At 51.5% G+C, this 18,608-nt stretch carries 19 protein-coding genes; 9 read left to right on the top strand and 10 right to left on the bottom strand.

The window, feature by feature from the left end; translation table 11 throughout:
• Nucleotides 1–18: 18 nt before the first annotated feature.
• The 9 genes from Pyrde_RS09890 to Pyrde_RS09850 form a co-directional block, all read right to left on the bottom strand.
• Complete coding sequence (locus Pyrde_RS09890) at nt 19–1,377, bottom strand: alkaline phosphatase family protein (protein ID WP_082419620.1); 1,359 nt, start codon at nt 1,375–1,377, stop codon at nt 19–21.
• A 20-nt stretch (nt 1,378–1,397) separates the two neighbouring features.
• Complete coding sequence (sat, locus tag Pyrde_RS09885; protein ID WP_055410381.1) at nt 1,398–2,555, bottom strand: sulfate adenylyltransferase; 1,158 nt, start codon at nt 2,553–2,555, stop codon at nt 1,398–1,400.
• Nucleotides 2,556–2,601: 46 nt separating this feature from the next.
• The gene (locus Pyrde_RS09880) at nt 2,602–2,838 is read right to left on the bottom strand and encodes a ribbon-helix-helix domain-containing protein (RefSeq protein ID WP_055410379.1); all 237 of its coding nucleotides are present in this window, start codon (nt 2,836–2,838) and stop codon (nt 2,602–2,604) included.
• Nucleotides 2,839–3,139: 301 nt separating this feature from the next.
• Nucleotides 3,140–3,481 (bottom strand): type II toxin-antitoxin system VapC family toxin, encoded by a 342-nt coding sequence (locus Pyrde_RS09875; protein ID WP_088171832.1) that lies wholly within the window; start codon nt 3,479–3,481, stop codon nt 3,140–3,142.
• On the bottom strand, nt 3,445–3,735 hold the full coding sequence (locus Pyrde_RS09870; RefSeq protein ID WP_082419690.1) for a hypothetical protein: 291 nt from the start codon (nt 3,733–3,735) through the stop codon (nt 3,445–3,447). Before Pyrde_RS09870 ends, Pyrde_RS09875 begins: the two co-directional genes overlap by 37 nt.
• Nucleotides 3,736–4,064: 329 nt before the next feature.
• The gene (locus Pyrde_RS09865) at nt 4,065–4,256 is read right to left on the bottom strand and encodes a hypothetical protein (RefSeq protein WP_082419619.1); all 192 of its coding nucleotides are present in this window, start codon (nt 4,254–4,256) and stop codon (nt 4,065–4,067) included.
• Between the two features lie 221 nt (nt 4,257–4,477).
• Nucleotides 4,478–4,684, bottom strand: coding sequence for a hypothetical protein (locus Pyrde_RS09860; RefSeq protein ID WP_055410371.1), 207 nt, complete (start codon nt 4,682–4,684; stop codon nt 4,478–4,480).
• 502 nt (nt 4,685–5,186) lie between these two features.
• Complete coding sequence (locus tag Pyrde_RS09855; protein ID WP_055410369.1) at nt 5,187–5,603, bottom strand: hypothetical protein; 417 nt, start codon at nt 5,601–5,603, stop codon at nt 5,187–5,189.
• Complete coding sequence (locus tag Pyrde_RS09850) at nt 5,573–5,959, bottom strand: aldehyde dehydrogenase family protein (RefSeq protein WP_055410366.1); 387 nt, start codon at nt 5,957–5,959, stop codon at nt 5,573–5,575. The genes Pyrde_RS09855 and Pyrde_RS09850 overlap by 31 nt, the downstream gene beginning before the upstream one ends.
• A 590-nt stretch (nt 5,960–6,549) precedes the next feature.
• On the opposite strand from Pyrde_RS09850, the gene Pyrde_RS09845 reads away from it, so the two are divergent.
• From Pyrde_RS09845 to Pyrde_RS10505, 5 genes are all read left to right on the top strand, one after another.
• Nucleotides 6,550–7,341, top strand: a complete 792-nt coding sequence (locus tag Pyrde_RS09845) for a TSUP family transporter (RefSeq protein ID WP_055410365.1) — start codon at nt 6,550–6,552, stop codon at nt 7,339–7,341.
• A gap of 370 nt (nt 7,342–7,711) precedes the next feature.
• Complete coding sequence (locus tag Pyrde_RS09840; RefSeq protein WP_143522104.1) at nt 7,712–8,494, top strand: class I SAM-dependent methyltransferase; 783 nt, start codon at nt 7,712–7,714, stop codon at nt 8,492–8,494.
• Between the two features lie 19 nt (nt 8,495–8,513).
• Complete coding sequence (locus Pyrde_RS09835) at nt 8,514–9,530, top strand: glycosyltransferase family 4 protein (protein ID WP_055410360.1); 1,017 nt, start codon at nt 8,514–8,516, stop codon at nt 9,528–9,530.
• An 84-nt stretch (nt 9,531–9,614) separates the two neighbouring features.
• The gene (locus Pyrde_RS09830; protein WP_143522105.1) at nt 9,615–11,135 is read left to right on the top strand and encodes an alkaline phosphatase family protein; all 1,521 of its coding nucleotides are present in this window, start codon (nt 9,615–9,617) and stop codon (nt 11,133–11,135) included.
• A gap of 66 nt (nt 11,136–11,201) precedes the next feature.
• A complete protein-coding gene (locus Pyrde_RS10505; RefSeq protein ID WP_082419617.1) occupies nt 11,202–12,179 on the top strand; it encodes a GDP-mannose 4,6-dehydratase in 978 nt (325 codons plus the stop codon).
• 44 nt (nt 12,180–12,223) lie between these two features.
• Here Pyrde_RS10505 and Pyrde_RS09820 read toward each other — a convergent pair whose 3' ends face one another.
• Nucleotides 12,224–13,075, bottom strand: coding sequence for a glycosyltransferase family 2 protein (locus tag Pyrde_RS09820; RefSeq protein ID WP_055410354.1), 852 nt, complete (start codon nt 13,073–13,075; stop codon nt 12,224–12,226).
• Nucleotides 13,076–13,457: 382 nt separating this feature from the next.
• Between Pyrde_RS09820 and Pyrde_RS09815 the strand changes: the two genes are divergently transcribed.
• From Pyrde_RS09815 to Pyrde_RS09800, 4 genes are all read left to right on the top strand, one after another.
• Complete coding sequence (locus Pyrde_RS09815; protein ID WP_082419616.1) at nt 13,458–14,951, top strand: alkaline phosphatase family protein; 1,494 nt, start codon at nt 13,458–13,460, stop codon at nt 14,949–14,951.
• 108 nt (nt 14,952–15,059) lie between these two features.
• Complete coding sequence (locus Pyrde_RS09810; RefSeq protein WP_055410350.1) at nt 15,060–15,944, top strand: glycosyltransferase family 28 protein; 885 nt, start codon at nt 15,060–15,062, stop codon at nt 15,942–15,944.
• Nucleotides 15,945–16,013: 69 nt separating this feature from the next.
• On the top strand, nt 16,014–17,078 hold the full coding sequence (locus Pyrde_RS09805; protein WP_055410348.1) for a Gfo/Idh/MocA family protein: 1,065 nt from the start codon (nt 16,014–16,016) through the stop codon (nt 17,076–17,078).
• A 31-nt stretch (nt 17,079–17,109) separates the two neighbouring features.
• Nucleotides 17,110–18,567, top strand: coding sequence for a hypothetical protein (locus Pyrde_RS09800; RefSeq protein WP_055410346.1), 1,458 nt, complete (start codon nt 17,110–17,112; stop codon nt 18,565–18,567).
• Nucleotides 18,568–18,608: the final 41 nt, after the last annotated feature.

The raw sequence follows: 18,608 nt of genomic DNA, 5'->3' as shown, positions 1-18,608 counted from the left end.
ACCGCCCTCCGCTCTACCTCATCTTCTCGAGAATATTATCTCTTCCAGGTTGCGTCTCACCTCGTGTATATCTATCGTGCCCACGTCGCCCTTACTTACCGTGCCTTCGGGGTCATAGACGGCGTATACACCAATCCAGTCGTGTACAGCGTCGTCAGGGCCCCGGTCGTTCTCCGGGAGGTAGAGGCTCGGCCAGCCTAGCGTCCCAGCAGGCCTCCAGCCGAGATCGTCGAGGTACACCATGAGGTCAGGGGCGTCACCGTTGACTTCTGGGTACAACTCCTCCGGCCGAAAAACCATGTTCCTCCATTGCTCACCCTGGGGCCCCCTTATCCGCTCTATGTCGCGGCGCAGCTGCTTCAGTGTCTCCTCGTAGTATCTGGGCTCTACTGCTCCCCGCTTCTCCCGGCCCCTGAGGTTTATGAAGACGCGGCTATAGTAGCCTCCCCAAGCCCAGGCTATTGTATGCTCCCAGTCAATCATGTCCTCCTTTAGGTCAGTGCCCGGCTTGAGCTCCTTGGGGTTTACCTTTAGCTTTAGGTAGCCTTGCTCGGCTAGCCACTGGTTTATGGTGAAGGCACCCTTCATCGCCTTTATGCCGTGGTCGCTAGCAATCACTATCACCGTGTCTCGTGGGAGCTGCCTGTGTAGTTTTTCGAACCATTCATCTATCCTCCTGTACATCTCTGGTATGACACGGCTATACTCTGGGTGCTCCTCGTACCGGGGGTGCGCCCGGTCGAAGTACTTCCAGAAGGCGTGATGTGCACGGTCTACTGCTATCTCCACGTATACGAAGAGGTCCCACTGCTTCTGGGTGGCCAGGTACTCCACCTGGCGCTGGTGGTTCTCAAGCATCCTGAAGAGCTCCCTGGCTACCTTGCTCTTCTCGTGGCTACGGTACACTATGTCGAATATCGTGGGCCCTGTGGCCTGCTCTAGCTCGCGGCGGAGCCAGGGCGGGAAAGTATAGGGCTTCTCTGGCCCCGGCGTGGTAAAGTCTGTGACCATGAAGCCGTGGACGGGGCGGGGCGGGTAGGTGGGCGGCACGCCGTATACTCCTACCCGTAGGCCCCTCCTCCCGGCGTCGTCCCATATCGTGGGGTGTTTGATATAGCTGCTATTGACTATGTAGTAGCCGAACTCGCCGGGCCGGCGGTGCCGGAACCCATAGACCCCCAGCTCGCCAGGGGTCTTGCCGGTGAACATCACCATCCAGGCGGGGACGGTTATCGGCGGGTGGCAGGTCCTCATCCGGTAGCGCCTGGACTCCTCGACTATGCCGCGTAAGTAGCTGAACCCTCCGCCATCCATGTCATCGTAGAGGACGCTGGGCGGCATAGAGTCGAGGCCTAGGACGAAGACGCGGCGCGGCAAGGCCGGGCTCAACTCCCTCTCTACTGCTGCTCCTCTATGAAGGGGCTCGGGTGCCTTAGTATGATCTCGGCCACCTCGGGCCGCATCATGTACTCTGGCGGCTTCTCCCCGGACTTTATCATCCGGCGTAGCTTTGTGCCGCTGATGCGTACCCGGTACTCCTCTGGGTGTGGGCATATCTTCTCGTTGACCATCTGGCCGCACTTCCGGCAGTAGAACGCCTCCCTTACGAAGAGCGGTGTTATACCCAGGTCGGGGAACTCTCGGAAGAGCTCCCAGGCCTCGTAGGGACCGTAGTAGCTGCCGACGCCGGCGTGGTCCCGGCCGACGATGAAGTGGGTGGCACCGAAGTTCTTCCGGACTATGGCGTGGTGTATCGCCTCCCGGGGCCCTGCGTACCTCATCTCCATCCTTAGGACGCTGAAGACCACGCTCTCCCTGGGGTAGTAGTGTCTTATGAGTGCCTGGTAGGCCTCGACTATGACCTCGTCCCGGTAGTCGCCGGGCTTCTTCCAGCCCACAAGCGGGTTGATGAACAACCCGTCGGTGAAGGTGAGCGCAGCCTTCTGCACGTACTCGTGGCCCAGGTGCGGCACGTTACGGGTCTGGAATGCTGCTATAGTCCTCCAGCCCCGCGCCTCGAACAGCACCCTGGTCTCCTTCGGCCAGAGCCGGACCTTCTCGAACGGCTCCGGGGGCTCCTCGACTAGCAGTATCGGGCCGCCCACAAACAGCTCCTTCCTCCGGGCGAGCCTGGCCACACCCGGGTGCCCGGGGTCCGTCGTCTTGTAGACGCTGAGAGCGTACTCCCTACGGTCCCAGCCGTATATCTCCTCGACTCGTAGCACTGCTAGCGGCCCGCCCCGGTAGTAGAGGGCTATCTCATCCCCCTCCCTTACCCCGGCCAGCTCCTCGGGAGAGGCGTCGAGGACTATCGGGATAGTCCAGGGGAGGTCGCTGCTAAGCCTCATGTCGTGGAGCACACTCTGGTAATCCTCCTGCACCATGAAGCCCTCGAGAGGACTATAGACCCCGTGAGCTATGTTGGCAGCGTCAGCCGCCAGGCTATCGCTGAGCTCTAGCCGGGGCATCTCCCGGGCCTCGGCCAGTAGCCTCTCCCGGCTACGGCCACGCGCAACCCTGTCCACAAGCCGGCCTCCATGCGGCCTAGAGACCACGGCTCTAGACACCCTCCACCCTTCATGGCATGGACGGGACGTCTTGCTATATGTAGCCTAGGCGCTTAAGCCTCTCAATGATCTCCCGCTTCTCCTCCTCAGTGACCCCACTACTCCTCAGCTTCTCCTCCTCCATCTCCGCCACCACTTCTCGGAGCACGTAGGTGACAAACTGGGAGACACTAGTGAACCCCGTCCCCTCTATCAGCCTCTTTATCCTCTCGTAGAGCGTCACAGGTATAGAGACAGTGGTGTAGCGCGTCCTCCTCCCCGTCTCAGTCACAGCGTCTCAAACCCCCATAGAAGCGGAGGCCCTACAGGGCATTAATTAAATGTTATTAAGAAACGGGGCTAGCCTAAGGCCTACAAGGCTCTCTTTCGAAAGTTCTTAGCCCTACTCCTAGCCCTGGCTGAGCAAGATGGCTGTATTTGACGATAATGGGTCAGGAAGTTAGCCCGAGAACGTAGGCCTAGAACAGGTAGTCATAACCAGGCCCTCTCTCTGGATCCCGGGGGCCAGTGTTCTGGCTTCGGTAGACCTCCTCTGGGAGGCTGATTGTAGTATTGGCAGCCAGGGTTGATGCTTAGAGTTTATCAGTCAACTTGATGTCTGGTGCTATCTTCTCCTTTAGTAGCTTGAAGTGTTTGTCGAGTGCTACTAGCTCCATGCCGTTGTTGTAGGCCTGGGCTGCTATGACGAGGTCTACTGCTGGCATCGGTGTGCCGAGTTTGCGGAGCCGAGCCTGCCACGCTATAGCGAGCCGGTAGTCCTGCTTCGTAGGGTATAGTATCCCTAACACACGGGGCACGGCTGGCGGGTACTCTACCGCCGTCAGCACGGATATATAGCCCGGTACTAGCGGTGCACCCCTCCGCGCTACCAGCTCTATTACCGCGCTTGTGTCGTAGATCTTACCCTCCTCCACTCCTCGGCCACCATCTCCCTATAGTACTTCTCCTCCGTGTCAGGAGGCAGTGGTTCAAGATCCTCCACGCCGACACCTAGACTGTGTAGCTCTTCGAGAAGCTCTGCAGGCGTCTCTAGACGCTTGACCTCCTCTAGGCGTCTGAGGTACTCCTCGATGCTACGCCTAACGACCTCGCTCCAATTGATCTCCCTGTGCTTCTTCATCTTTTCTGCGAGCCTGCGTGGTATACGAACAGTGATGTTCACCGACATACATACACCAACATGTATACACACTGTTTACCCCCTATAAGCCTTGTCCAGGCGTCTAGAGACGTAAGGGCAGCTAGCTACGCTCCTTATGTTTCGCAACACTAGCTCAAAGGGTACCACCCCTTGGATGAGCAAGGATCCAGGAACTCTGCGAGGCAGCCACTAACCCGGCTCGGGTGTATCCTGCAAGGAAACCTTAGCCCATACATGTAAACGGCAAGAACAGTAAGGCGGAGTAGGCTATACACGGGGAGTGTCTGTGCGGAAATTACCAGCACTACTCTACTGATGGATGTCCCTGTGGCTCCTCTAAAATTCCTAGACTTGGGCTACTCTTCGTCGAGGTACTCGTACACCTCCACATTATTCCGAGCTGCGACTTCATAAGTCCTCCTCCCTATGTAGCCGGTCACCATGATGAGCCGGTGGTTCGTCCTGGTCGCTTTCTCGTAGAGCTGGGCTATTCTGGCAAGATCGAGTACATCGCTGGGATTGGCCCGGCTCTCCACCTCTACGAGTATGTGGACTCATCCCTCACTACTACTACGTTCACCTCGACTATGGGAGGGTAGCTGTAAATTAAGCCCTCGCTGTCATTCTACCTCTTAGCATTTGCCCCCAAAGTACCTCCGGGGCAACCCTGCCAGCGCTTCCTGGGACGTGCCTTTACTCAGCACGCCGAGCTTGTGTGCCGTAGTAGCTAGACGCTATCCGGCTTTTTAAGCCCTAGTCTGTTTTTATGTTATCTCTCCCCTAGCCTCGCAAATCGTTCTTCTAGCTTTTGTTGTCTCTCCTCCAGCTTTACAAACTTCTCTTCTAGTTGGGCGAAACGCTCCTCTAGGTTGCTGCTGGTCTTTCGGAGTTTTAGGAACTCCTTTCCTTGCCTCTGGACCCCTTCCTCTAGCCTTGTGATGCGCTCTAGTACCCCGATAGCTGAGCGCTCCATCAAAGCGTAGTGGAACCCACGATCCTCCTCCAGCGCTGCAGGATCCTCTCCTTCTCGGCAAAGCTAAGAGGAGCGAAAAACCCTTCACTATGACACAGGGCTGCACACTATATGAAGCTTACAAGTCCCCAAGGTATGCTTTGGAAGCATCAGTGCCCAGTTCTAATAGCCCCTAGTAGCAGAGTGCGGAAAGCTCTGAACAATGGCAGAGGGCATGCCCGGCAAGGACAGAAGTATTTGACTAAGGAGTTGTGTGCGCATCATTATCTTTCTCCTTGAGAATCGCTTTCGCTGCTTATGTTCTTCGGTACAGATTATGTGGATTCTTGTCTTTTCTTCTAGCAGCTTTAGGCTCCAGGAGACTCTGCACGTGTAGCCAGCCGCCGATGTGATTATGCCGGGCTTCTGTCGGGCACGATGAGGACAGTGTCGCTGCTTACCAGAAATAGTGTACGGTGCATCGAGTAGGGTAAAGAGTTGACGGCGTCTCAGCCACTCTAGGTTGCTAGGCGAGGATGCAGGCCTTGGAGGAGGGGCCATCGAGGAGTAGGCGTAGCTTGTTCAGTACCCCTCTCCCTACGAGGCGCTTGCCTCCGCCGTAGAGGGGCGACTCGACGTAGACCTCGAGCTGCTGTCCAGCCACCTCCACGACGGCGCGGGCCACCCTCATCGTGACTGTGTCTGTTAGTGTGCGGTAGGTCCTCCAGAGGCTCCGGGGCAGCTCGCCTATCATGAAGAACTCGTACTCGCCACGGGGAAGCATTATCGGGCCCTCGTACCCGGTGTCTACTTGAAGGGCTATCTCGCCGTACTCCTCCAGGGCCGCGTTGTAGAGACGGAGCCGGACCACAGGATATGGGAGCCTCACCCCTGGCGCGTAGCTCCAGCACTCTATGCCGGCTCCAGCGCCCCGCCCAGCCACTCGCCCTCTCCCCCGGCCTCGTCGTCTACACCAGGCCGCACCAGAACAGCCCTCCTTAGCCCGCGGTGGCGTAGCTCGCGCAGCACCCTAGCGGCTTCCTCGAGGCTAGCGTAGACGCCGACTAGCCGGCCCTCGGCTATCACAACGTACATGCCGCGGGCTTCCCGGAGGAGCCGGGGCCGCAGCCTTTCCCACGCCTCGTCGTCCGCGGTCGAGTCCTCCACTACGCTGCTCCGGCGTAGCCAGAGTTCGATGGCCTCCTCCACGGCCTCGGAAGGTGAGAGGCCCCGGCGAGCAGCCTCGGCTTTAAGAAGCCTAACTTTCTCCGGAGATATCTTCTTCAGCACTAGAGGCAACCCAGTCGCCCCGGGTGTACCAGTATACCTGGACAAGGCCTTTTCAGCTTACCCCTTTGGAAGGACTCTACCCGGGAAACATAAGCAACCACACATGACCGATCGTCCTCTGTAGCCACGGTCAGCATTTCCTCGTTCAACGGAGCCGCGATCCCATTAATTGCAGCTAGCTATCAATTATATAGCCGAGCGGGTATATTCCCACTAGCACTGTCGACCAATGCCGCTACTGGGGCTCGACGGTAACCCGTATCATACCATCCACAGCTAGCCCGGCTCTTCAAGGCATACGCGATGCCCCAGAGGGCTCTTGCCCGTTTTTCCGAAAAGAGTAATTGACGCCGCCACAGGGCTTCACCCAGCCAGGCGACCACGGGGGAGTAGTACAGAACATCTCCGGACGAATGATAGCTGCATGAACCTGGACTCCGAGGCTGCTACGCCTGCGAGTCTAGGCAAACAACGTAGAGTGTAGTAGAGAATTGCGCCAACGTGGCAGCACAGCCAGCTACGCCAGGCATTAATTAAATGTTATTAAGGAGTGGAGCCGTCCGGCCATAATTAGATGTAATTAATGGGATTGAGGCGTCGTGGAGGCAGCCGCCTGGCTACTAGCAGGCCTACTAGCGGGCCTAGCAGACTACGGCCTCGGCCTCGGCTTCGGGCTAGCCGCCAGCCTAGTCCTAGTCGTCCTCCTCGGCCAAGACCCCCGTGCCGTAGCAGCAGCCGCCGCAGCAGCCCAGCTACTAACCACACTCCCCGCAATAGCGGCACACAGGAGAGCCGGAAACATAGCCCCAGAAGCCCTCGACGACGCAAAGAAAGTAGTAACCGTGCTATCAGCCTCCTCCACCCTCACAGCCCTAACAGCAGCCACGCTAGCAGCTCGGCTCACCAGCAGCCAAGCCCACCTAGCATACGCCCTAGCCCTAGCAACACTCATCCCACCCCTCTACATCCTAGCCCACCACAACAACAGAGACAACACCAAACCCCCACCACCCCGGAAGACAACAGCCACAGCCGCAGCCCTAGGCGCCCTGGCAGGCCTAGACAAAGCAGTCCTCGGAGGAGGCTACAGCATACTAATAGTAACAGCCCAGCTAGCAGCAGGCATAGACCTACGAAGCGCAATAGCACTAACACCCGCAGCCAAACTACTACCATTCATAGCCATAGCCGCCTCCTACACCCACACAGGATACATGAACCCCACCAACACCCTAGCCCTAGCAGCCGGCGCACTAGCCTCCCTACCCACCGCAGCCAAACTCCTACACCGAGCCCAACCCGAGAAACTAGCCCCACTCCTCGCAGCCACACTAACAGCCTCTATGATAACTCAACTACTACGAACATGCACCACGGTCTTAACACCATAGCCACTGAAAGACACTCACGGCCTCTAAGGATGGCTACAAAAGTAAGCTCTAGTGTCTCAAGAAGGGATTGATGGGTTGGCCTGCTAGACTATCAGCTGGCAAGGTAATTAGCAGACATCAATGAAGGTTTTTAGACGTAGTTCGAATGTCTATTGTAGAGAATCGTCAAGAGACAAAATCCTTTGCTTAGCCGGAATAACGAGATTATGCCAGCTGTTGGAAAACTGGATTCTCATCTTCAATAACTTAGTAATATTATAAAGTATTATCGAAATGATAACGCAAGAGAAACTAAAAGCGTTTGTACAACTATTAAGATCTTATCGGAGATAATACGGGTTATAACTTTCAATTCTGGTGACTAGATTTGATGCATAACGAGTACTCTCCAAAGAAGTATTGGGAGGAAAGAGCAAAGCTTGCGGTAAAGGATATTTACCAAGCTGTCTGTGCTTACGGTCGTTCGCACATAGAAAACAAGGCCATGGATATTATACAGAAGAAAGTATTTGCATCGATGCTGAAGGGTGTAGACTTAAGGGGAAAGAAGGTTCTTGAACTTGGATGTGGTGTGGGACGTTGGGTGCCATTTATAACAAGTTATGGAGCAAAGTATGTGGGTGTTGATATCTCGGAAAACATGATAGAAGTTGCCAGGAAACGGTTTCCTAATGCAAGCTTCTATAAAATTGATTCAACAGATTTACCATTTCCAGATAATTCTTTTTATCTTTCTTTTTCTATAACTGTTATACATCACAATAATTATGATGCTCAAAGTAAGCTAATAGATGAACTTGTACGAGTTACGCAACCTAATGGTTACATTTTTTTACTTGAAGGTATTGCTCATGGTGGACGCAAAAAGACGTGGTTCAATACTTTTGCTAGACCTGTTCACGACTGGGTATCGGAAGTTGAAAAAGGAGGGCGTGCAAAACTAGTAAAGATCAAATATGTACGTTACTGGATTCTAAGAGATATATTCCGGAAAACACTTGGGATAATTGGGATAGATAATTACCCAAAGGCTGTTAACGACATGCTTGTAAAGATAGATTATTATGTAGACTACTACTTATTGGCTATTCTGCCTAGGAAAAAAGCTGTAGCTGCAGCAATGCTCTTCAAGAAAACAGGTAAGATAACTTAACTAAGGGGTTATGCTAGTTATGAGAGTAGCAATATACTCCAACAAACCGGTGTCAATTCTGAGTTTTAAGAACTATATTGAGAATGTGACGCGAGAGATGGAAAAATTAGGTGTTGAATTCATATATATAAACAAGAAAAATGACATATCAACGAAAGCTGATGTAGACTTATATTGGTATCCTTTTTCAACTCCTCCGTGGTCCTTGGTAAAAGTACGTAAACCACTTGTAATCTCGCTGCTTGGAGATTATGGTTTAGATATACCCGCATGGGACTTTTATGGAGCAGGACCTTTACAAAGTCTTGTACGTAGGTATGTACTAAAAACGAGGCTCCTTATTAAATGGAGTATATTTAAGAGACGTTCTAGTGCAATAATAACTGTCTCGAAATATGCTAAAAATACATTAGTAAAACACTTAAAATTTAATGAGAAGAGAGTGTTTGTAGTTTATCATGGGGTAGATTTAAATATATTTAATCCAAAGGGTGAGCGTGTAACACTAAATAGACCGTACTTCTTACATGTATCACAGTATGTATACCCATTCCATAATATGAAGAACCTAAGGCGAATAATAGCTGCTTATACTCGTTTAGATCTTGACCCTAAACCATACTTAGTGCTCGTAATACCCGGATATCCAAAGAACATTGAAATTGATGGAGTTATATTAATACGTAAACGGTTAGATAAAGAAGCACTCGCAAAACTCTATCGTGGTGCGTTGGCACTTGTGTTTCCGTCGCTTCATGAAACCTTCGGAATGCCAGCCCTAGAAGCTATAGCCTCAGGATGTCCCGTCATAGCTTCTAATGTAACAGCTTTACCTGAAGTAGTCGGTGATGCTGCTATTTACGTAGATCCTTATTCGACAAAAGAAATAGCAGCTGCAATGAAAATGATAGCTGAAAACGAGGATTTGCGTAGGATGCTCATAAGTAAAGGTCTGGAACGTGCACGAAAATTTACGTGGAGAAAAAGCGCTATTATGCATAAAACTATATTTGAAAAAATATTGAAAGAAAGTTAAATATTAAATAATTAATATTAGTAGAGACAATCTATAATTTAAAATAATTAAAATAAAAATAATGATTGTGTGGTGGAACTTAATATGGTGGAAACAAAAAAGGTATGCATAATCGGGTTAGATGGCGTCGGTCTGCATAATATACGTTTATTTCTTAATAAGCTACCATTAAATAATATATCGAAGATAATTAATAAAGGATTTAGTTCAACTTTTAGCTCTATTCCACCTTATACTCCGTCGGCTTGGACGAGTATCTTTACTGGAGTAAATCCTGGCAAACATGGTATATATGGCTTTTATAAAGTAATAAAAAATAAAAACAAAAATTTTACTGTAACATTAGCTAGTTCATACGACATTAAGTATCCTAGAATTTTTGAAATGCTTACAATGTTTAATATGAAAAGTGTTATTATAAACGTGCCACTGGTATATCCAGTTCACGGTCTAATTGGACTGAAAAACGTTATTGTAGTAAGTGACTGGGCGTCGCCAAGTCAGTTTATCCATCCTAAGAGTTACGATAGTAAATACAAAGAATACTTAGTAAACCCACCGCATAATTGGTCACTAGCAACTGATAACAAGAAATATGCATATAAGGTTGAGGAATTCCTTAAAACTAGAATTAACATGTACTATGATCTCCTCGAACAAGAGAACTATAACCTCTTCATTGTGGTATTTAGTGAACTTGATTGGCTCATGCATCGCATACCAGAGATTATTAACGGTAAAGAAATAAGTTATGTTAGCAAAATATTAAGTATTATAGATACTTTCATACATAGGGCAATTAATACTTGTAATATGGTTATTCTCGTAAGTGACCATGGATTTACGACTGCACAGACTATTGTAAGCATAAACAGGATACTATATGAAAATAAATTAATAGCCTTTAAATATAAGCTTAATTTTGGCAAATTATTAAACAAAAGTACGTTCCTAGCACAAGCATCTAGTGACAATGAGAATAGTACCATTAGTCATAAATTTAGTAAGATTATAAATATGGCTATTAATAATACAGTAAATATGTTAAAAAAAGTTGTACCGTCAGGTATATTGATGAAAATAGCTCCAATAATACCTATCTCCATGGAGATAGATTACTCTCGGAGTTCTGCGTTTATGTTAGAGACCGGAAACTGGGGCGTTTATGTGAAGGATGAATACATTACTATGGTTAAATCACTACTCAAGCATGTTAAGTATATTAAGAAAATAACATATGGTAGAAACATATTCTGGGGACGGTATGCTAATCTGGCGCCCGATCTAATACTAATACCTCAAAGTGACGTTATATTTGATACAAGGATCTATGCAGAACCAGTATATAGTAAATTCGTTGGAGAACATGATACACATGCGTTGATAGCATTTTATGGGGATAATGTAGTGCCTGGTAATGAAGTAAATGTTACCATGTATGATATAGTCCCGACTGTGCTTAGTTATCTTGGTTTGCCACTTCCACACGATAGTGACGGTAGACCTCTAATTGAGCTTATTAATATAGATGATTTTATACTTAAAGATAAATTTAATTATAGTAGTCGTTTCAAAATTATGCGTAAGATCAAAGATGTGATTTAGACATACCTATATGAGAGAGCAAGAGTATTGAATAAGTTCCTATGATGCTAATGAGGGGTAAGTAAATTGAAGGATGAACTGGAAACTATTGTTGTGACAGGTGGAGCTGGATTCATAGGAAGTAATACAGTGAAGAGACTATGTAGCATGCAGCATATAGTTGAAGATGGACTACGAATATTGGTAGTTGATCTTCATACTCGACAAAGTATTAATGAATTATATAAGCATTGTGGTCGAGAGGTATTGATGATACTAAATGTTGACGTGTCACGGTTTGAAATGCTTTGGGATAGGATTAGTAGACTAGTTGTTCCAGGTGCTACTGGGATTATTCATTTAGCGGCCGTTGTTGGTGTGACCGAGGTTCGTGGCAATCCGGTTCAGGGATATACCAGTAATGTGGAAGGGACATTTAGTGTACTTGAGTTGGCACGGAGGATCGATGCTGCCCGGTTTGTTTATGCCTCGAGTGCAGCAGTGTATGGCGAACCTAGATATGTACCTATAGATGAGGATCATCCTAAGGATCCTGTGAACCTGTATGGGGCGACAAAGCTTGCGGGTGAAGCACTTGTTCAGGGATATGCTAGAGATTATGGTCTTAGTACAGTCGTGCTTAGGTACTTTAATGTATACGGGCCAGGTATGAAACCGGGGCCCTATGCAGGTGTAGTTTACAAATTTATAGAGGCTCTGCTTGAGAGGCGCCAGCCCATCATATATGGTGATGGTAAGCAGACCCGAGATTTTGTATATGTAGAGGATGTTGCAGAAGCAAACATCAAGGCGTTACAACAGCATGTCAACGGCGTTTATAATATTGGCTCAGGACGGGAGACCAGCATACTTGAACTGTATCGTATAATATGTAATATTATTGGCTATTGTCCCAAGCCTAGGCATTATCCACCAAGACCTAGTGATGTAAGAAGAAGCGTAGCAAGTATAGAGAAAGCTGAAAGAGAACTAGGATGGCGTCCTTCCGTGACATTAGAGAAGGGGCTTATGGAGACGATAAACTATTACGCGCGGAGACTATAAGTGTTGTAGTTCCCCAAGCAATATGTATAGGGTCATAGTTAACTTTATATGTTCACATGTGCAATGTACCTGTGTAGCATTTCTTTTATCCTCAGCTTTTCTATAATTCTCCGATACCTTGTAATTCTGTCTCTACATTCTATATTTATCCTGCGAGCAGAAATGTAGCCTGCGAAGTAGTCTTTTATGCAGCTGAAACTTCTATTGGATATTGATAACCTTGTTGACTTGATTATTGAGTATGGGAAACTGACTCCGGTGATTTTATCAGCTAATCCTACCTTGTAGGGGTTGAGTCTTACAGGGCGTAAGAAATACATCTTGGCTTGCTTTACAATGGCTACCTTCCAGCCCTTGCTTAGGACACATAGCTGTATTATTGTGTCAGGAGACGGCAAAGGCTTGTAACCTCTACATGCTGTCCAGGCTTCTTTCCTTATTATCATCCCAGTGTTATGGATATGTAGATTTGATTGATGTGCATTTATAGATACACCGCCTGCTATGCCTATGTGATCGTATGCTGTCATTACACTTAGTAATTTGTCTATATAATTTGATAGGAGTACTGTATCAGCATCTACTTGCATAAAGTAATTCCAATTAATGTTCAACACTTTCTCTGCATATATGAGACCCGCTCTTATTGCGCGTACGAGGCCAATGCTTGAATCATACTCTCTAGTTACATTGATCCTTACGTGTTTTATAAACTTATATTTATGAGAGAATTGTCTAATTATTTCTGGAGTCCTATCTGTGCTTGCATCATCAACTACTATTACAGTTACATTGATATCGTATTTCAGCTTATTAACATTCCTTACTATACTTTTTAGTGCGTATGGCAGAAATTTTTCTTCATTCTTTGCAGGTACAATGATAAGTAAATTCATTATTTCACCGTAGAGTCGTCTTTGTCAATTCTTGTTGGTTCACCAGGTTGGGATTCAACTTGTTTACCCTTATAATGAATAATGTTAAGTATACATGAATAATCTAGTACTAGGACTATAATATTGCATAAATCAGGTTATTAGTGAAGAGTAAGCTGGCTATCTTTCTGGTTATATTTATCATTAAGTTTATGTTAATAATGCTATAGGTTACGTTTTTAAGTCTGAACTATAGATAGTATATGTTAAAAATATATAATAATAAATAATTATTGTTATTTTAGATTATGGCTACAGTTAACTGTATGTTATAGTAAGGCAAGACTCAACCTTATGTCTGGTTTATAACGTGTGATTTGCATGGTTAACTACGGCGGCGGACATGAATGGCCAGACGCTGAGAAATACCATAGTTATCGGGCTTGATGGTATGCCTTTGTCCATATTCGATTTAGTTTTCGAGAATGGTGTAATGCCGTTTACGAGGTCTGTATGGTCTAGGCTGGTAGTCTCGGAGAGTAATGTGTTTGTGCCGCTTACGGCGCCTAGCTGGGTTAGTATCAGTACTGGTGTTAACCCTGGAAAGCATGGCGTCTTTGACTTCTTCTATGTGGACGTGGATCATTCCGAGCTTAGGCCGGTTACTAAGGCTATGGTTGAGCGTCCCCTTGTTAACGAGATTACTGCAACATCTGGCCTAGAGTCCATTGTGCTTGGTGTTCCTTTTGCCTATCCCCCGTTTGTCCGGAGTAACAATGTTGTTGTCTCTGGGTGGCTTACACCGAGGCTCCGGGCGTGGCCTCCAGGTGAGGAGGAGATTGCTAGGAGGTTTGGTGTGGCTGAGGGTCCGCCTAGCCCGGGTGACCTGGAGGGTTATGTGGACTCTATTGTGGAGGGCTTGGAGAGGAAGGCTGAGCTTATAGAGTACTATTATACGCGGCGTCGGTGGCGTCTGTTCTACTTTATGCTGCCGGAGCCTGACTGGGTTTTCCACTACCTCTACGGCGACATACTGGAGGGGAGTAGACGTGGACGGCGTGCGTTGAGGGTGTTTGAGCGTATTGATCGGGTACTTAGGCTTGTCTTCGAGAATTTGCCGGATAACAGTTTCGTGGTCTTGTGTTCCGACCACGGGTTTGCTGTTGCCAGGAGGGCCGTTAACGGGAACGTGTTGCTTGAGAGGCTTGGGCTGCTAAAGCGCCGGGAGTCGGGGCTCTCGTTGCGTTCTCGGTTGTTGCTTAGTGTTGCTCGTCTGCTTCCGTCGTGGCTTAAGTCTAGGCTCAAGTATAGCTCGTTGGCCTTCCTGGTGAGGAAGGTGGGTGCTGCTGAGCCGTTTATGATGAGTAGTCTGCCGGTTGACTACTCGTCTAGCATGGCGTTCATGACGACATCGTATAACGTGTATGTTAACCCTCGGCTTGGCCGGGAGGTGAGGCAGCGGGTTCGCTCTACTGTTCTCGAGGCGTTTAGGAGGTATAGTGATATGCTCTCTGTGGTGGAGTATGGTGACCGGTTCTTCTGGGGCCCCTATGTGGGCCGTGCTCCGGATGTCGTGGTTATTCCCCGGGACGGGTTCAACGTGACTACGAAGCTTATGTATCGCCGTGTTGTAGAGGATGGCCGGTGGTATGTGCACTCTAGCCGTGGCATGTTAGCGCTCTATACCAATGATGGCGACGTGGGGGTGAGGCTTCCAGGGGATAGGCTTCCTTCAACGGCAGATATCGTGCCCACTGTGTTGGCTTTCCTCGGGCTTCCCTTGGACCCGGAGTTCGATGGCGAGCCGTTGCTGGAGGGTGTGGATCCTGGGAGGCTTGGCCGGAGGAGCTACCGTGTGATAGCCCGTATTGGTAAGCGTCTCGCGCGGGGGCTGTAGAAAGGGTTGCAGACGGAAGCAGGGGTCTGCATCTCGGCGGCCCCCGGAGGGCACATGGGGTTTGCCTACTCTATTGGGTTCTTTCTGGCCCGTATGGGGTATAGACCCTTGTTCGTTGTCGCCCGGGGCGACCGGCTTGCCGTGGAGCGGCTCCGGAGGCTAGGTGATGTAGTGGAGGCTGCTATGCCGCGGCGTGCTGGCGAGCCTCTTGGCAGGACGCTTCCCCGTTGGCCTCTGGCGCTGGTTGACTCGCTGCGGCTCCCCCGCTGCCGGGTCTTCGTGAGCACTGGTAGTAATCATAGTGTCTTACCTGCTCTTGTCTCGCGGCTGCGTGGCGCTCTGTTGCTCAACCTTGAGAGTATTGACAGGTTTACAGTGCCCGCTAAGGCGGCCCGTATTCTGCGCCCGTTTTCCGCTGCTACGCTGGTGCATTGGCCGGAGCAGCGCAGGCTCTACCCGGATGCGGTCGTGACGGGGCCTGTCTACGAGCCGCCCCGGTATAAGCCGCGCGACGAGGGCTACGTGCTCGTAACAGCCGGCACCATAGGGTTCCGGGGGCTCTTCGACGCGGTGGAGAGGCTTGGCTTACGCCGCGTAGTCCTCCAGACGGGGCGTGTAGACCCAGAGCCCTACCAGAAGCGCAACCCTGGATGGATAGTGTTCGACTTCGACCCGGACTTTCACCGCTGGCTCGCCGGTGCTAGTATCGTTGTAACACAGTTCCCGGGATCCACCGCGGCTACGGCGGCTCTCGCGTACCGGAAGCCCGTGGTCATGGTGGTTAACCCCGGCCTACCACTCGCGGCGAGTATAGCCGATGCAGTTTACTACGCTCGGCGGCTCCGCGCAATACTCCTCCCCCGTGCCTCGCCAAGCCTCCTCCGTAGGGGATTAGAGCTCGCCGAGAAACTGGAGCCGCCGAGCTATCCTAACGGCGGCGAGACCATAGCCCGGATAGCCGTCAGCTTCGCTGAGGGGAGGCATAGGCTCTAAGAAGGAGCCGGCTAGGGAGGAGTGTCCTGGCCCTCCAAGTCTCTCCGGCTTCCGTCTCTGGTGGCGCTGATGACCGTGAGGGTTGCTGTAGTCGGCGCTGGTTACATGGGCTCTGCCCATGCTAGGGTTGTGAGGCGTATTGCTGGCGAGTACCCGGGGCTCGTCGAGCTAGCATACATAGTTGATGTGGATCTTGAGAGGGCTAGGCTTGCTGCGGCCCGTTATGGCGGCGAGCCGCTGCGCTCTGTAAGGGATATCCCCCGGGGTGGCGCTGATTTCGCGATAGTCGCGGTGCCGACGCGGCACCATCTCCGTGTGGTGCTCGAGCTGCTCGACCGTGGTGTTGGGGGCCTCTTGGTGGAGAAGCCTCTTACTGCGGACATCGAGGAGGCTATCCGGCTTGTCGAGCGGGTCGAGGAGGCTGGTGTCTGGGCCTCTGTGGGGCACGTGGAGAGGTTTAACCCGGCGGTGTGGAGCCTCCACCGGCTCGCGGCTAGGGGCAGGCTTGGGGACATATTGACTATCGCGGCTCGCCGTGTGGGGCCCTTCGCGCCACGTGCGGGCGACACGGACGTGGTCTACGACCTAGGCGTGCACGAGGTGGACAATGCGCTTGCGTTGACTGGCTCTCTCCCCGAGACGGTGCGCGCTTATACTCTCCGGAGTATCGTCACTGATCTCAACGACTACGCGTTGATGGTTCTCGGGTTCCGCGGGGGCTTCGCTAGCCTTGAGGTGAACCGGATAACGCCGTTCAAGCAGAGGGTGCTCTACCTTACGGGATCGCGTGGAGTAGCCTACCTGGACTATATGGGGCAGGAGCTGCGGGTCTACACGCCGGAGGAGGAGTCGCTGATACGTGTTGCCCGTGAGGAGCCTCTGTACCTGGAGGACCTAGTCCTTCTAGCCTCGTTTGCACATGGTAGAGAGCCGCTGGTGGACATATACCAGGGTTTCGCGGCTATGCTTGTCTGTGCGGCTGTCCTCGCCTCGGCGCGGCTGGGCGGTGAGCTGGCTCTGGACGAGTATGATGTCTACCAGGGCTACAGGGGGTATGTCGAGAAGTCCCTCAGGGGCTATATGCGGTACCGGGAGGCGGTCGGGGATGAGCCTAAGGCTCTGCTAGGGCTCTAGGGGCTGCCGGCCTCGGGGGCGCAGCGGCGGCATGGGGGTCCTGGCTTCGACGCTTATTCGCGGCTTGCTGTACGCGGTTGCGCTGCTTGTTAATGCTGTGGCCTCGGTGGTTCTCGTCCGCCGGCTCGGTGTCCAGGACTACGCGCTCTACCAGACTGTGATGAAGCGTGTAACACGGTATGCGGCGGGGCTCCCGGGGCTCTATGGGCTCTGGCTCTACCGGTACACGGTGCAGGGGGTCCGGGGTGCTGCGGCTACCGGGCTTCTTCTCTCGCTGGCCTCGGGGCTCGTAGCGGCAGTAGTAGGGTATTCTGCGGCGGCCCAGCTGGGGGCGCAGCCTGGCACGGCGCTGCTTGCGGCGTTCGCCTCGGCGGCTATGGTCGTGTGGACTGGTGTACGTGTGGCGGTGGATGCTGCCCGGCCTCTACGCGTAGCCATGGCGGTGCTCATGCAACGGCTACTGTACAGCATACTGGTGCTAGTACTGGTATACTTCATGCGGCTAGGTGTTGGGGGTGCTTTCGCGGCCCCAGCGGCATCGTACACGGCTGTGACGATTCTGGGGCTCTTGTGGCTCCGGAGCCGCGGCGTACTCGTATGGCCGGGGCTGCGCCGTGTACTCGGGATAGCTTGGGAGTGGATGCGTAGAGCCTATGTAACGGCGATAGGCAATGCGGCTGTTGTCTTGCATGCGCTGGACGTTGTAGTGGCCTATGCGCTCTCGAGCAGCGGTGTAGTGGCGGCGTTCTTCGCGATAACTAACATCTTTATGCTGGTCACCGAGGCGGCTAGGAATAGCTTTGTCTACCTACAGGGCTTTGTGCTCTCTACCCGCGACTACGTGTCCGCTGCCAACGCGGTGAGGATAGCAGCCCTCCTAGCGTCCCCTCTCCTAGTCTACGCGGCGGTGTACCCCCTGCATCTAGTGTACCTGCTCAATCCTGTCTACTCCTGGGCGGCTCCCGCGGCCCCCATTGCGGCGGCTGCGTCGCTGACGCTCATGATAGCTATGGGTGTGTTTAACCTGCTAGCAGGGCTCGTGGAGGAGGATGGGAGGTCCGGTAGACGGCTTGCGGGCCTATACTCTGTCCTGCTAGTGGCATCGGCGGGCTACCTAGTACTACTAGGGGCTGGGCTCCTGCTAGCGGGGACTAGACGCGGCGAAGCGATTGCCTGGGCGCTTGCATTCCTAGCACGTAGCCTGATAATCCTCATACTGCTAGCCGTGTATGCGCCGCAGAGCATCCGCTCAGTACTCTATAGACCCCTCCTCTGGGGCCTCATAGTCTACCCGCTGCTAGCAGTTCTTGCCGCACTAGTTTTCCCTCCTCGTAGTGCTCCTTCGCCCCGGTTCTGGGAGACATTCTGGGCTGTAGCGCCCTCGGCGGCTGGTGCGTTGCTGCTCTACGTGGCCCTGGTCCTGTTTGTTGATGTGTGGGCTCGGGGCTTGGCCCGGGCGGCGCTGGCTAAGCTCCGTGACAGGATTTAGGGCATTGATGTCTCTCCTCTGGTCGGATTGGCCTCCTAGAG

Source organism: Pyrodictium delaneyi (genome assembly GCF_001412615.1).
GTDB classification, from domain to species: Archaea; Thermoproteota; Thermoprotei_A; order Sulfolobales; family Pyrodictiaceae; genus Pyrodictium; species Pyrodictium delaneyi.
Note: the sequence above shows the minus strand (reverse complement) of the source record. Positions and strands in the feature narration are given on the sequence as shown.